The sequence below is a fragment of the Brevundimonas sp. genome (genome assembly GCF_027487935.1).
Classification (GTDB): Bacteria; Pseudomonadota; Alphaproteobacteria; order Caulobacterales; family Caulobacteraceae; genus Brevundimonas.
Genome location: NZ_JAIYCP010000015.1, coordinates 151439 through 164570, shown reverse-complemented (window position 1 = coordinate 164570; position 13132 = coordinate 151439). Strand labels below are relative to the sequence as shown.

The following is a 13132-nucleotide window of genomic DNA, read 5'->3' as shown; positions in this document are numbered from 1 at the left end:
TGCCGGGAAGGATCGACACACGCGGCAACCGCACGGTCCCGTCGTGTCCGTTGTGACCGCGTTGTGCTCGCCGTGATGAACCTTTCGGCCCGCTCCAACTGAGCCGACGAACGGTCTAGCGTTCGGTCGTCTCGACCTCGAGGCCATTCGCGTCGGCGCGGACGGTCGTGGAGTCGCCTTCGCGGCGGTCGCCCTCGATGACCACCGGCGGCGAAGGGACAGCGACCTCGCGCTCGATCACGATCGGGTCGGAGGGGACCTCGCGGGTCTCGATGATGGTCGTATCCGTGGCGCGGTCGACGGTGTTGTCTGCCGGCGTACAGGCCACGCCGGCGAAGGCGATGACACCGAGGGCGGTGAGGCTGAAGAGGCGATGGGCGGTGATCATGCTCGGACTCCTGGGGGGAATCCGATGCAAACGGCCAGGCTCTGACGAGGTTCCGGTGGGGCCTCGGCTCAGGCCAGCCCCTCGGCTGCATCCGCCTTCTTGCGCCGCAGCTCGATCAGCCGCACGCACCAGATCGAGAGCTCGTAGAGCAGCACCAGGGGTATGGCGAGCATGATCTGGCTGATCGGATCGGGCGGTGTCACCACGGCGGCGACCACGACCACAGCCATGATGGCGTAGCGGCGACCCTCTGCCATGATCCGTGAGGAGATGATGCCGGCGAGGCCGAGCAGGGTCATCACCACCGGCAGCTGGAAGCACAGGCCGAACGCCAGGATCAGGGCCGTGACCAGGTTCAGATAGTCCGACACCTTTGGCAGCAGGGCCGCCGAGACGCCGCCACCGGTGATCTGCTGGCTCAGCGAGAACCACATGACGAACGGCAGCATGACGAAATACACCAGCGCCGCGCCGAGGGTGAACAGCAGGGGTGCGGCCAGCAGGAAGGGCAGGAAGGCGCCCTTTTCGTTCCGGTAGAGGCCCGGGGCCACGAACCGGTAGAGCTGCCAGGCCAGCACCGGAAACGCCAGGACGATGGCCCCGAAACCGGCCAGCTTCATCTTGGTGAACAGGATTTCCAGCGGCGCTGTATAGATCAGATTGACCGTCTGCCCGTCGACGCCGGGCAGGGGGATCAGCCCCGCCGTGCCCATGATCAGGTCCAGTGGCGAGACGTGGCCATGGGCTCCCACCGACTGGTGAAAGGCCGCCGCCGCCGCAAACGGCTTGACGAGGAAAATGTACAGCGGCTCGGCAAAGGCGAAGCAGAGAAAGAAGGCGAGGACAAAGGCGACCACGCAGATCACCAGTCGCCCGCGCAGTTCGATCAGATGATCCATCAGAGGCGCGCGCGAGGCCTCGATCTCGTCCTCATCCGTATCGAGCCGGGTCACGACTTGACCGCCGTCTTGCGCGGCGCGCGCGGTTTGGAGGCAGTTGTCGCCTTCGCATCGGTCCCGGTCGAACGGGCCTTGGCGCGAGGCTTGGCCGGGGATGCCTCCTCAGCGGGGATGTCGGGTTTGGCCCCCGGCTTCTTCTGCCGGATCGGCTCGGCCTCAAGGGGCGTCATCACCGGCGGGTTGTCGGGCCATTCGTCCGGCGCGGCCAGCATGACGGGCTGGTCCAGCGGCCGGTTCAGGTCGTCGCGGATTTCACGAAAGGCGGCGTCGGCCTCGGCCCCCAGCGGGACCATGCCCTGACCGGTCCGAAGCGCCTGGACCTCCTTGCGCAGCTCGTCCAGCTCGGACTGGCGCGCCATCTCGTCGAAGCTCGAGCGGAACTCATGGGCCATGGCGCGGGCACGGGCCATCACCTTGCCGATCTTGCGCATCAGCAACGGCAAATCCCTTGGCCCCACCACAAGCAGGGCCACGATGCCGATCACGAGGATTTCAAGGCCACCGATACCGGGGGCGAGGCCACCCATCCGTCAGGTCTCCGACGTCAATGCGGGGCTTACGATTTCAGATCTTCTTTTTCGGCATTGGTGCGGGGCAGGGCACCGGCGCGCTCGTCCGACGGCTTGTCCGAATCCGTATCCTTCAGACCGTCCTTGAACGCCTTGATGCCCTTGGCCGCGTCGCCCATCAGGCCCGACAGCTTGCCGCGCCCGCCGAACAGCAGCAGGGCGACAACGGCGACCAGGGCCCAGTGCCAGATGCTCATAGTACCCACGAACCGTCTCCTCGTTCGGGCCCATGCGCGGCCCGTTCAAACACTTGCATCGCATATAGGCGGTTCGGTGGCGCGACGCCAAGTGAACCTGTTAGGAGGCGCGCATGAGTCACGTGATCATCCACACCGACGGTGCCTGCAAGGGCAATCCCGGCCCCGGCGGCTGGGGCGCGATCCTCCAGACCGGCGGCGGTCACGAGAAGGAGCTGTGGGGCGGCGAGCCCCTGACCACCAACAACCGGATGGAGCTGATGGGGGCGATCAGCGCGCTCGAGGCCCTGACCCGGCCGTGCCGTGTCGATCTGCACACCGACAGCCGCTACGTCATGGACGGCATCACCAAATGGATCGGCCCGTGGAAGGCGCGCGGCTGGAAGACGGCCGAGAAGAAGCCCGTCAAGAACGAGGACCTGTGGAAACGCCTCGACGCCGCCCGCGCCCGTCACGAGGTCAAATGGCACTGGGTCAAGGGCCACGCCGGCCATGAGCTGAACGAGCGCGCCGACCAACTGGCCAATCGCGGGATCGAGGACATGCGGGCAGGTTAGGCCGCCCGCACCTTCAGCTTAGGTCCGTCCATCCCCTCGACGATCACGCTGTCGCCCTCTGCCGGGGTCGCGCCCTCGATCTCGGCGACCCATTCGGCACCCGAGACGAAGACCCGGCCACGGCCGTCGACGAAGGCCTGGACCACCTGGGCCCGCTGGCCGATCAGACGGGTGTCGCGGGCGTTGATGTCCGGCGCATCCGATGGATTGACCTTCTGGATCAAACGCCGCGACAGCAGGGTCGTGGCGACGGTCAGGGCGGCGAACAGGGCGACCTCCCCGGTAAGGTCGAGGGGCAGGCCGAGTGCCGTGACCACGGCGACCACCCCGGCGGAAACTGCAGGCCACAGCAGCCATTCCGTCGAGAAGGCCGCCTCGGTCGCCAGCAGGACAACGCCCAGGGCCAGCCAGATCCAGAACGGCTGGGCCGCGTGCAGGTTAGTCAGGGCTTCCATGGATCAGGTGCTCGGAACGGAGGGACGCGGCGGGCGGGGCGGGGTGGTGCGGGGCGGCGCGGGCGGCGGCGACGGGGCGTCGCGACGCACGTCGCTGCGGCCCTGCTGTTGCTCCTTGGCCAGGCCGACCAGTTCACCCAGGCCGGCGATGGTACCGACCAGGCCGGACATCTCCGCCGGGACGATGACCGTCTTGGCTGTCGGATTGCGGGCCAGTTCGGCGAAGGCCTCGACGTATTTCTGGGCCACGAAATAGTTGATGGCATTGACGTCGCCGGCCGCGATGGCCTGGGACACCATGGCGGTCGCCTTGGCCTCGGCCTCGGCTTCGCGCTCGCGCGCCTCGGCGTCGCGGAAGGCGGCTTCGCGGCGGCCTTCGGCTTCGAGGATGGCCGCCTGTTTGGCCCCTTCGGCGCGGGCGATGGCGGCCTGTTTCTCGCCGTCGGCCTCGGTGATGACGGCGCGGCGTTCGCGCTCGGCCTTCATCTGACGCGCCATGGCGTTGGTGATGTCGGCGGGCGGGGTCAGGTCCTTGATCTCGATCCGGTTGACCTTGACGCCCCAGGGCTCGGTCGCCGCATCGATCACGGTCAGCAGGCGCGAGTTGATCGAGTCCCGCTGGAACAGGACCTCGTCCAGCTCCATCGAGCCGACCACGGTGCGCAGATTGGTCGAGCACAGCTGGGTGATGGCATAGGGCAGGTTCTCGATCCGGTAGGCGGCGGCCGAGGCCTCCATCACCTGGATGAAGACGATGGCATCGACCTTCACCATGGCGTTGTCCTTGGTGATGACCTCCTGCTGGGGCACGTCCAGGACCTGCTCCATCATGTTCATGCGGCGGCCGATCCGCTCAACGAAGGGCGTCAGTATGCTGATGCCGGGGGTGAGGGTCCGGGTGTATTTGCCGAATCGCTCGACCGTCATCTCGCGCCCCTGGGGCACGATCTTGACCACGCTGAACAGCAGCACGAAGGCCAGTGCCACCAATGCAGCCGTGAATAGAACCGACATATTGCTGATATCTCCCTGTCCGGTACAGGTTAGCACCCTGTGACCGGTACGCCACAGAAACCGGTCGCCCGGCTGATGACAACCGCGTCATCCGCGCCCTTCAGCGACCGGCGGCGGCCAGCCGGATGATGCGCCGGGTCTCCGACCATTCGATCAGGCTATCGACCTCATCCAGCGCCACGAACCGGGCCTCGAGGGCGTCGTCCCCGGCGACCGGTTCGCCGGACACCCACCGCGCGGCATAATCGATCAGGACATAGTGGCGGCCCGCCTCGGGAAAGAGCCCGTCGACGACGTCGATCAGGCCCGTGATCTCGGCCTCAACGCCGGTCTCCTCGCCCAACTCCCGCAAGGCGGCGTCGACCGCCCTTTCGCCGGGCTCGATCCGGCCGCCGGGCAGGCTCCATTCGCCCTGACGCGGCGGCGTCCCGCGCCGGATCAGCAGCACCGAATCACCGCGCAGACAGACGACGCCGACGGCGGGGACGGGGGTGGGCAGAAGACCGGTCATCCGACCAGCGTGGCTTGGCCCTTTCGCCGCGTCCATGACTTTGAGACAAGGCCTCTATGACCGCTCCTTCGCCTGCCGCCCTCGCCGCCCTCAAATCCGCCCTCGGCGCCGGCGGCTGGACCGAGGATCCCGCTGAGATCGCCCCCTGGCTGACGGAGTGGCGTAACCGCTGGCATGGCCATTCGCCGCTGATGCTGACGCCCCGCTCGACCGCCCAGGTCGCCGCCGCCGTCCGCGTCTGCGCCGAACACCGCATTGCCATCGTGCCCCAGGGGGGCGACACCGGCCTCGTGGGGGGCCAGATCCCCTATGGCGAGGTCCTGCTCTCGACCCGCAAGCTGCGCGCCGTGCGCGATGTGACCCCGCTGGACGATGCCATGACCGTCGAGGCCGGGGTCACCCTGCTGGAGGCCCAACAGGCCGCCGCCGCCGCCGACCGGCTGTTTCCGCTCAGCCTCGCCGCCGAGGGCACGGCCACCATCGGCGGCGTCATCTCGACCAATGCCGGCGGCACCGCCGTGCTCCGCTACGGCATGATGCGCGATCTGGTGCTGGGCATAGAGGCGGTGATGCCGGACGGCGAGGTCTTCAACGGCCTCAAACGGCTGCGCAAGGACAACACCGGCTATGACCTCAAACAGCTGCTGATCGGGGCTGAGGGCACCCTGGGCGTGGTCACCGCCGCGACGCTGAAACTGTTCCCCGTCATGCGCAGCCGGGCCACGGCCATGGTCGGGCTGGACCGCCCCGCCGCTGCGATCGAACTGCTGGCCCGCGCCAAGGGCGAGACCGGCGGCGGGGTCGAGGCCTTTGAGCTGATGAAACGCATCGGCATGGCGTTCGTGCTGCGCAACATCCCGGATACGCGCGAGCCGCTGGACTCGACGCCGCCCTGGTATGTCCTGATCGAACTGGTCTCGGGCGAGCCCGGCGCGGCCGATGCGGCCATGGAGCGGCTGCTGACCCACGCCTTCGAGACCGGCCTGATCAACGACGCCGCCATCGCCCAGAACGACGCCCAGCGCGCCGCCTTCTGGAAGGTGCGCGAGGAACAGTCGGCTGCCCAGAAGCCCGAGGGCGGCGGCTGGAAACACGATGTCTCGGTCCCGCTCTCCCGCATCGCCGACTTCCTCGACGAGGCCACGGCCGCCGTCGAACGCTTTCATCCCGGAGCGCGGGTCAGCGCCTTCGGCCATGTCGGCGACGGCAATCTCCACTATGACGTCCTGTGTCCTCCGGGCGGCGACCTGAAGGGGTTTCTGGCCCGCTGGGAGCAGGGCTCCCAGATCGTCCACGACATCGTCGCCCGCTACGACGGCTCGATCAGCGCGGAACACGGCCTCGGCCGCCTCAAGACCGACGAGGCGCGCCGCTACAAGTCACCGCTGGAAATCCGCACCATGCAGGCCGTCCGGCACGCCATCGACCCGCACCGGATCATGAATCCGGCGGTGCTGTTTTAAGGGCCATATCCGCCTCTGGCACCCTGCGTCGGCCGCCCGGGTTCATCACAACGACCACAACGAAGAGTCACAAGGGACACGACGGGAGCGTGTCCACGTCAGCCCCCGCGGGCCCTTGCCCGCAATCTGAATCGCTTGCGTCTCCCGGGCGGGAGCCGCGGGCCCGCCGGACCCGTCGTGTTCGTTGTGAATCCGTTGTGGTCGTTGTGATGAACCTCCCTCGGCCTGCTTTCCCCAGCGGGCGCGGCTTGCCCCCTCCGCCTGATCGTCCTACCCCTCCGGCTCGATTCAACACCGCCGGAGACCCGTCATGACCCTCGCCCTCTTGTTCCCCGGACAGGGCAGCCAGTCGGTCGGCATGGGGGTAGCGCTCGCCGACGCCTTTGCCTCGGCGCGCGAGGTCTATGCCGAGGTCGATGAGGCGCTGGGCCAGAAGCTGTCGGTGCTGATGCGCGAGGGACCCGAAGACCAGCTGACCCTGACCGAGAACGCCCAGCCCGCCCTGATGGCGGTGTCGCTGGCCGCTGTCCGCGTCCTGAAGGTCGAGTTCGGCGTCGACGTGACCCGCGCTGCCTTCGTCGCCGGCCATTCGCTCGGCGAATACTCCGCCCTGTGTGCCGCCGGCTATTTCTCGCTCAGCACCACGGCGGGACTGCTGCAGCTGCGCGGTCAGGCCATGCAGCGCGCCGTGCCCGTCGGCATGGGTGCCATGGCCTCGCTGATCGGGCCGAAGACCGACCTGGCCCTGGCCGAGGCCGCCGCTGCCGCGGGTTCCGAGGTCGGCGTCTGCGTCGTCGCCAATGACAACAACGCCGGCAACATCGTCATCTCGGGCGACAAGGCCGCCGTGGACCGCGCCATCGAGAAAGCCAAGGAACTGGGCGCGCGCGCCATCCCGCTGAATGTTTCCGCCCCCTTCCACAGCCCGCTCATGGAGCCCGCTGCCGCCGAGATGGATGCGGTCCTTGCTGAAGTCAGCGTCGAACCGCTCCGCGTGCCCCTGGTGGCCAATGTGACGGCCCGGCCTGTGAGCGGCGACTGGAATGAGCTCAAATGGGATATCCGCCGCCTTCTGGTCGAACAGGTCACCGGCCGGGTCCGCTGGCGCGAGAGCATGGAATGGATGGCCGGGGAGGGCGGCATCACCCGCTTCGTCGAGATCGGCTCCGGCAAGGTCCTGACCGGCATGGCCAAACGCATCGCGCCCGACGCGGAGAGCCTGGCGCTGAACACGCCGGAAGACCTGGAAACGTTCGCGAAGAGTTTTTGATACCCCGCCGTCATCCTCGGGCTTGACCCGAGGATCAGCGGTCTGGGCAAGCTGTGCGCCCGGGACGACCCCCAAACCGCGTTCAACTCACTGGCTGGGCGCACCTGATAGTCTGATCCTCGGGTCAAGCCCGAGGATGACGGAAGAAGAGGCAACGATGTTCAATCTCAACGGCAAGACTGCCCTGGTGACCGGCGCCACCGGCGGCATCGGCGGGGCCATCGCCCGGGCCCTGCACGCCCAGGGCGCGACCGTCGTCCTGTCCGGCACCCGCGAAGCCGTGCTGCAGGAACTGGCCGGGGAGCTCGGCGAGCGCGCCTTCGCCGCCGCCGCCAACCTGTCGGACGCTGAATCGGTTGACGGCCTGATCGCTCGCGCCGAGGAGGCCGCGGGAAGTTCGCTCGACATCCTCGTCGCCAATGCCGGCATCACGAAAGACGGCGTGTTGATCCGGATGAAGGACGAGGACTTCCAGGACGTGATCCGGGTCAATCTCGAAAGCTATTTCCGCCTCTCGCGCGCCGCGATGAAGGGGATGATGAAGCGCCGCTCGGGCCGGATCATCGGCATCACCTCGGTGGTCGGCGTCACCGGCAACCCGGGCCAGACCAACTATGCGGCGTCCAAGGCCGGGATGATCGGCTTCTCCAAATCGCTGGCGCAGGAGGTCGGCTCGCGCGGGATCACGGTGAACTGCATCGCGCCGGGCTTTATCGCCTCGCCGATGACCGACGTCCTGAACGACACGCAGCGGGAGACCATCCTGAAGGGCGTTCCGGCCGGCCGGCTCGGCACGGGCGACGAGATCGCCGCCGCCGCCGTCTATCTGTCCTCGGACGAGGCTGCCTATGTCACGGGCCAGACCCTGCATGTGAACGGCGGCATGGCGATGGTTTGACCCCGTTTGATCCGCTCATCCCCGCGAACGCGGGGACCCAGTCCTTTGGGTGATGTGGTCGGATTCCTTGGGCGTCAGCAGGTTGTCCTGAAACACCGGCGTCAAGCTGGACAGAACTGGGTCCCCGCGTTCGCGGGGATGAGCGGAAAGAAGAGGCCAATGATCATCCTTCGCATCATCGCCACCATCCTCAGCGGACCCTTGCTCCTGATCGGGATCATCTGGGTGCTGCAGGGGCTCAACGTCCTGCCGGGCAGTTTCATGACCGGGCAGATCATCTGGGCGATCTACGGCGCGCCCATGGCCGTGGTGGGTGCGGGGCTGGTCTGGTGGGTCAACCGGAGCGGTCAAACCCGGTAACGGGCTATTTCCCGCCTGCGCCGGCGTGCTAAAGCCTCTTTACCCGGTCGGGGTGAGTCTGCGTTCAAGGCTTGCGTCGCCGTCGCCGTCGTCATACGGCAGGATTTGAGACAACAGCCGCTGCGGCGGCCCTGAAAGCAGAGACACCCATGTCCGACACCCTGGAACGCGTCCGCAAGATCGTCATCGACCACCTGGACGCCGATCCGGAAAAGGTCGTTGAAAAGGCCAGCTTCATCGACGACCTGGGCGCTGACTCGCTCGACAACGTCGAACTGGTCATGGCCTTCGAGGAAGAATTCGACATCGAAATCCCGGACGACGCCGCCGAACACATCCAGACGGTCGGCGATGCCGTGAAATTCATCGATGAGAAGCTGGCCGGCTGATCGCCGCCCTTTTCGAACGGCATTGATGGCCGCCGCGGCGGACCCCTAGCGGGGCCGCCCGGCGGCCATTACTGTTTGCGGTCAGGATTCTGTTGCGAGGAGCGCTCATGCGCCGTGTCGTCGTCACCGGCCTCGGTCTGCTCACCCCGCTCGGCTGGGGCGTGGAGCACAACTGGAAGGGCATCCTCGAGGGGCGTTCGGGCATCGGTCCGATCACCAATTTCGACACCGAGGGCTATGGCTGCACCATTGCGGGTGAAATCCCGTGTGTGGACGGTCGCGGCGGCGGGGCCCCGGGCCAGCCGGGCGTGTTCGACCACGAACTGGTCATGTCGCCCAAGGACCGCAAACGGGTCGACGACTTCATCGTCTATGCCATTGCCGCCGCGGACGAGGCCCTGGCCGACGCCGGCTGGAAGCCCGAGACCGAGGAACAGCGCGAGCGCACCGGCGTCATGGTCGGCTCCGGCATCGGCGGCCTCGGCCCCATCGCCGACACCGCCATCATCCTCAAGGAGCAGGGGCCGCGCCGGGTCAGCCCCTTCTTCATCCCCTCGGCCCTGATCAATCTGACCTCGGGACAAATCTCCATCCGGCACGGGCTGAAGGGTCCGAATCACTCGGTCGTCACCGCCTGCGCCACGGGGGCCCATGCCATCGGCGATGCAGCCCGGATGATCATGATGGACGACGCCGACGTCATGGTCGCGGGCGGAGCCGAGAGCTCCATCGTACCCATCGGCATCGCCGGCTTTCTCGCCTGCAAGGCCCTGTGCACCGCCTCGAATGATGCGCCCGAAAAGGCCTCGAGGCCCTGGGACCGGGACCGCTCCGGCTTCGTCATGGGCGAGGGCGCCGGCATCGTGGTGCTGGAAGAATACGAACACGCCAGGGCCCGGGGGGCCACCATCTATGCCGAGGTTGTCGGCTACGGCATGAGCGGCGACGCCTACCACATCACCGCCCCGGCCGAGGACGGGGACGGCGGTTATCGCGCCATGCAGATGGCGGTGAAGCGGGCGGGGATCACCGCTGCCGACATCGACTATGTCAACGCCCACGGCACCTCGACCATGGCTGACTGGATCGAGGCCGGCGCGATCGAGAAGCTGATGGGCGACCACGCCCCCAACGTCGCCCTGTCCTCGACCAAGTCCATGACCGGCCACCTGCTGGGGGCCGCCGGAGCCATCGAGGCCATCTTCTGCATCCTGGCCATCCGCGACCAGATCGCCCCGCCGACCATCAATCTGGATAATCCCGAGCGCGAGACCGCCCTGAACCTGGTGCGCGACAAGGGGCAGCCGATGGAGATCGATGTGGCCATGTCCAACAGCTTTGGCTTCGGCGGCACCAATGCCTCGGTCATCTTCCGGAAGATCGGCTGATGGCGTTTGAGCCGCATTCCGGGCGCAAGACCGCCTTTCTGGCCGCTACGGCCACCTTCAGCACCTTCCTGATCATCGCCCTCGTGGCGGCATGGAGCGTCTTCTATGCGCCCGGCCCGGCCGCCCGCGAGGGGGAAACGACCATCGTCAGCCTGCCCAGTGGTGCCGGGGTCAGTGCCATCGCGGCGACCCTGAAGTCGGCCGGCGTGATCCGTTCGACCGACATGTTCAAGGCCGCCGCCACCCTGACCGGAGCCGACCGCAAGCTGCGCGCCGGCGAGTATGAGGTGCCCAGCAAGACCTCTCTGCGCTCCATTCTCGTCCTGCTGGTCGAGGGCCGGGTGGTCCGCCATTACGTCACCCTGCCGGAAGGCTGGTCTTCGGCCCAGGCGGTCGAGATCCTGAACAAACAGGCCATTCTGACCGGGACGATCGAGGCTGTTCCCGAAGAGGCCAGTCTCTGGCCCGACACCTATGAGATCAGCCGCGGCGAGACCCGCGCCTCGGTCATCGCCCGCATGCGTCGCGCCCGCGACGAAAATCTCGCCCGTCTCTGGGCGGCCCGAAGCTCTGCCACGGTCGTCCGTACGCCTGAGGAGGCCATGATCCTGGCCTCCATCGTCGAGAAGGAGACCGGACTCGCCGCTGAACGCCCGCGGGTCGCGGCCGTCTTCACCAACCGTCTGCGCTCCGGCATGCGGCTGGAGAGCGATCCCACCATCGAATACGGCCTGACCAAGGGGGTGCCGCTGCGCCGGGGTCTCAGGCGGTCCGAGCTGGACCGGCCCAATGCCTGGAACACCTATCAGATCGACGGCTTGCCGCCGACGGCGATCTCAAATCCGGGCCGCGACGCCGTCGCCGCCGTGCTCAATCCGCCCTCGACCAGCGACATCTTCTTCGTCGCCGACGGCTCGGGCGGCCACGCCTTCGCCCGGACCTATGAAGAGCATCGCGCCAACGTCGCTCGCTGGCGGGCCATCGAGCGTCAGCGCGCGGGCTTGCCGCCGGAAGCGCCGGCACCGGTCGCCTCGGCTACGGCCGAAGCCGGGACAACCTCCGGAGCCGCCGCCGTGCCGCCCGGCGTGACGGTCCCGCCGGGGGCAAAGGTCATCCGCATCCCCGCTCCGGCCCCCGCCGGATGAGCGCCATTTCCGGCATGACCGGCTTCGGCCGGGCCGACGGTGCCCATGGCGACTGGACCTGGTCGGTCGAGGCCCGTTCGGTCAATGGCCGCAATCTGGAGGTTCGTTTCCGCGGCCCACCAGGGTTCGACGGTCTAGAGCGCCACGCCAAGGCGGCCGCCCAGGCCCGGCTCAGTCGCGGCCAGGTCACCCTCGGTATCCAGGGCAAGCGTGCCGACCCCGGCGCCGCGGCGCTCAAGGTCAATCAGGACATCCTCGCCCGCTATCTGAACCTGGCCAACCAACTGGCGGAGGAGGGGGCCACCCCGCCATCGGCCCACGGCCTGCTGTCGCTACGCGGTGTGCTGGAGGCCCCGGAGGAGGTCGACGACCCCGAAGCCCGCGCCGCCGTCGAGACCGCCATGGCGGCTTCGATCGATCGGGCTCTCGATGCCCTGAAGGTTTCCCGCGACCGCGAGGGCTCCCAGCTCCTGCCGGTCGTCACCGACTTCATCGACCGGATCGCCGCCCTGACCGCAGCGGCCGAGACGGAAGCGGCCGCCCAGGCCGCCGCCATCCGCGAGCGTTTCGCCCGCCGCATGACCGAGCTGGCTCCGGACGCGCCGGGCCTCGAGGAACGGATCTTCCTTGAGGCGGCGTCACTGGCGACCAAGGCTGATGTGCGCGAGGAGCTGGATCGACTGACCGCCCACGTCGCCTCGGCCCGCACCCTGTTGCAGCAACCCCCCGCCGGCCGGAAACTCGACTTTCTGATGCAGGAATTCATGAGGGAGGCGAATACCCTCTGCTCGAAATCCGCTACGACCGCGCTCACCGGAATCGGCCTCGAGCTCAAGGCCGTGATCGAACAGCTGCGCGAACAGGTCCAGAATGTCGAGTGAACGCCATCCCCGTCGCGGTGTGATGCTGATCGTGGCCAGTCCCTCGGGGGCGGGCAAGACCAGTCTGTGCCGCCGCCTTATGGCCGACCATGGCGGTCTGGAGCTGTCCATCTCCATGACCACCCGCGGCATCCGCCCGGGCGAGGTGGCCGACCGCGACTATCATTTCGTCGACGCCGAGGCGTTCCAGCGGCTGATTGATGCCGACGCCTTCCTCGAATGGGCCGACGTCCACGGTGCCCGCTACGGCAGTCCGCGCGCACCGATCGAGCGCGCCCTCTCGGAGGGGCGCGACGTCCTGTTCGACATCGACTGGCAGGGGGCCCGCGACATCGCCCGGAAATGCCCGGAGGACGCCGTCCGCGTTTTCATCCTGCCGCCCAGCCTCGAGGAACTTCGCCGCCGCCTGGTCACCCGTTCGCAGGACGCCGACGAGGTGATCGAACGCCGGATCCAGAATGCCAAGGGCGAGATCGAGCACTGCGGCGAGTTCGACTATGTCTTCGTCAACGACGACTTCGACCGCAGCTATGCCGAACTGGCGCACATCTATCACGCCGAGCGCAGCCGCCGGTTCCGCAACATCTGGGTGGAAGCCTACAAGAACACCCTGCTGGACGAGGTGGTCTGAGCGGCTTGATGCCGTCATCTCCGGGTCAAGCCCCAGGCTGACGGCGTTTGGGGGCGG

Annotated in this window: 17 protein-coding genes; 10 read left to right on the top strand and 7 right to left on the bottom strand. The window is 67.7% G+C overall.

Features of this window, described 5'->3' with window-relative positions; translation table 11 throughout:
- Positions 1–115: 115 nt before the first annotated feature.
- From Q0053_RS06555 to Q0053_RS06540, 4 genes are all read right to left on the bottom strand, one after another.
- Positions 116–388, bottom strand: a complete 273-nt coding sequence (locus Q0053_RS06555; RefSeq protein WP_298097672.1) for a hypothetical protein — start codon at positions 386–388, stop codon at positions 116–118.
- Positions 389–456: 68 nt separating this feature from the next.
- A complete protein-coding gene (gene tatC / locus Q0053_RS06550; protein ID WP_298097670.1) occupies positions 457–1341 on the bottom strand; it encodes a twin-arginine translocase subunit TatC in 885 nt (294 codons plus the stop codon).
- Positions 1338–1874: a Sec-independent protein translocase protein TatB gene (tatB, locus tag Q0053_RS06545; RefSeq protein ID WP_298097667.1), complete on the bottom strand. Its 537-nt coding sequence runs from the start codon at positions 1872–1874 to the stop codon at positions 1338–1340. Before tatB ends, tatC begins: the two co-directional genes overlap by 4 nt.
- Positions 1875–1903: 29 nt before the next feature.
- Positions 1904–2122 (bottom strand): twin-arginine translocase TatA/TatE family subunit, encoded by a 219-nt coding sequence (locus tag Q0053_RS06540; RefSeq protein ID WP_298097663.1) that lies wholly within the window; start codon positions 2120–2122, stop codon positions 1904–1906.
- Positions 2123–2226: 104 nt separating this feature from the next.
- Here Q0053_RS06540 and rnhA point away from each other — a divergent pair, with 104 nt between their 5' ends.
- Complete coding sequence (rnhA, locus tag Q0053_RS06535) at positions 2227–2670, top strand: ribonuclease HI (RefSeq protein ID WP_298097661.1); 444 nt, start codon at positions 2227–2229, stop codon at positions 2668–2670.
- Here rnhA and Q0053_RS06530 read toward each other — a convergent pair.
- From Q0053_RS06530 to Q0053_RS06520, 3 genes are all read right to left on the bottom strand, one after another.
- Positions 2667–3125, bottom strand: coding sequence for an NfeD family protein (locus Q0053_RS06530; protein ID WP_298097659.1), 459 nt, complete (start codon positions 3123–3125; stop codon positions 2667–2669). The genes rnhA and Q0053_RS06530 overlap by 4 nt on opposite strands.
- Before the next feature lie 3 nt (positions 3126–3128).
- Entirely contained in the window at positions 3129–4139 is a 1011-nt protein-coding gene (locus Q0053_RS06525; RefSeq protein ID WP_298097656.1) for an SPFH domain-containing protein, read from the bottom strand.
- Positions 4140–4239: 100 nt separating this feature from the next.
- Positions 4240–4650, bottom strand: coding sequence for an NUDIX hydrolase (locus Q0053_RS06520; RefSeq protein ID WP_298097654.1), 411 nt, complete (start codon positions 4648–4650; stop codon positions 4240–4242).
- Between the two features lie 56 nt (positions 4651–4706).
- Between Q0053_RS06520 and Q0053_RS06515 the strand changes: the two genes are divergently transcribed.
- The 9 genes from Q0053_RS06515 (at position 4707) to gmk (ending at position 13075) form a co-directional block, all read left to right on the top strand.
- Positions 4707–6113: an FAD-binding oxidoreductase gene (locus Q0053_RS06515; RefSeq protein ID WP_298097651.1), complete on the top strand. Its 1407-nt coding sequence runs from the start codon at positions 4707–4709 to the stop codon at positions 6111–6113.
- A gap of 310 nt (positions 6114–6423) precedes the next feature.
- On the top strand, positions 6424–7383 hold the full coding sequence (gene fabD / locus Q0053_RS06510; RefSeq protein WP_298097649.1) for an ACP S-malonyltransferase: 960 nt from the start codon (positions 6424–6426) through the stop codon (positions 7381–7383).
- A 157-nt stretch (positions 7384–7540) separates the two neighbouring features.
- Positions 7541–8281, top strand: coding sequence for a 3-oxoacyl-[acyl-carrier-protein] reductase (fabG, locus tag Q0053_RS06505; RefSeq protein ID WP_298097645.1), 741 nt, complete (start codon positions 7541–7543; stop codon positions 8279–8281).
- A gap of 159 nt (positions 8282–8440) precedes the next feature.
- Positions 8441–8641: a hypothetical protein gene (locus Q0053_RS06500; protein WP_298097642.1), complete on the top strand. Its 201-nt coding sequence runs from the start codon at positions 8441–8443 to the stop codon at positions 8639–8641.
- Positions 8642–8790: 149 nt separating this feature from the next.
- Positions 8791–9030, top strand: a complete 240-nt coding sequence (locus Q0053_RS06495; RefSeq protein WP_055830235.1) for an acyl carrier protein — start codon at positions 8791–8793, stop codon at positions 9028–9030.
- 107 nt (positions 9031–9137) lie between these two features.
- Positions 9138–10418, top strand: a complete 1281-nt coding sequence (gene fabF / locus Q0053_RS06490) for a beta-ketoacyl-ACP synthase II (protein WP_298097639.1) — start codon at positions 9138–9140, stop codon at positions 10416–10418.
- Complete coding sequence (gene mltG / locus Q0053_RS06485) at positions 10418–11563, top strand: endolytic transglycosylase MltG (RefSeq protein ID WP_298097636.1); 1146 nt, start codon at positions 10418–10420, stop codon at positions 11561–11563. Before fabF ends, mltG begins: the two co-directional genes overlap by 1 nt.
- Positions 11560–12444 carry a YicC/YloC family endoribonuclease gene (locus Q0053_RS06480; RefSeq protein ID WP_298097633.1) on the top strand — a complete coding sequence of 295 codons (885 nt, stop codon included), beginning with the start codon at positions 11560–11562 and terminating at the stop codon, positions 12442–12444. Before mltG ends, Q0053_RS06480 begins: the two co-directional genes overlap by 4 nt.
- Positions 12434–13075, top strand: coding sequence for a guanylate kinase (gene gmk / locus Q0053_RS06475; RefSeq protein WP_298097630.1), 642 nt, complete (start codon positions 12434–12436; stop codon positions 13073–13075). Before Q0053_RS06480 ends, gmk begins: the two co-directional genes overlap by 11 nt.
- Positions 13076–13132: the final 57 nt, after the last annotated feature.

Coding starts and splice junctions, on each gene's coding strand:
- Q0053_RS06555 (WP_298097672.1), bottom strand. CDS start 388: ATGATCACCGCCCATCGCCTCTTCAGCCTCACCGCCCTCGGTGTCATC.
- tatB (WP_298097667.1), bottom strand. CDS start 1,874: ATGGGTGGCCTCGCCCCCGGTATCGGTGGCCTTGAAATCCTCGTGATC.
- rnhA (WP_298097661.1), top strand. CDS start 2,227: ATGAGTCACGTGATCATCCACACCGACGGTGCCTGCAAGGGCAATCCC.
- Q0053_RS06530 (WP_298097659.1), bottom strand. CDS start 3,125: ATGGAAGCCCTGACTAACCTGCACGCGGCCCAGCCGTTCTGGATCTGG.
- Q0053_RS06525 (WP_298097656.1), bottom strand. CDS start 4,139: ATGTCGGTTCTATTCACGGCTGCATTGGTGGCACTGGCCTTCGTGCTG.
- Q0053_RS06520 (WP_298097654.1), bottom strand. CDS start 4,650: ATGACCGGTCTTCTGCCCACCCCCGTCCCCGCCGTCGGCGTCGTCTGT.
- Q0053_RS06515 (WP_298097651.1), top strand. CDS start 4,707: ATGACCGCTCCTTCGCCTGCCGCCCTCGCCGCCCTCAAATCCGCCCTC.
- fabD (WP_298097649.1), top strand. CDS start 6,424: ATGACCCTCGCCCTCTTGTTCCCCGGACAGGGCAGCCAGTCGGTCGGC.
- fabG (WP_298097645.1), top strand. CDS start 7,541: ATGTTCAATCTCAACGGCAAGACTGCCCTGGTGACCGGCGCCACCGGC.
- Q0053_RS06500 (WP_298097642.1), top strand. CDS start 8,441: ATGATCATCCTTCGCATCATCGCCACCATCCTCAGCGGACCCTTGCTC.
- Q0053_RS06495 (WP_055830235.1), top strand. CDS start 8,791: ATGTCCGACACCCTGGAACGCGTCCGCAAGATCGTCATCGACCACCTG.
- fabF (WP_298097639.1), top strand. CDS start 9,138: ATGCGCCGTGTCGTCGTCACCGGCCTCGGTCTGCTCACCCCGCTCGGC.
- mltG (WP_298097636.1), top strand. CDS start 10,418: ATGGCGTTTGAGCCGCATTCCGGGCGCAAGACCGCCTTTCTGGCCGCT.
- Q0053_RS06480 (WP_298097633.1), top strand. CDS start 11,560: ATGAGCGCCATTTCCGGCATGACCGGCTTCGGCCGGGCCGACGGTGCC.
- gmk (WP_298097630.1), top strand. CDS start 12,434: ATGTCGAGTGAACGCCATCCCCGTCGCGGTGTGATGCTGATCGTGGCC.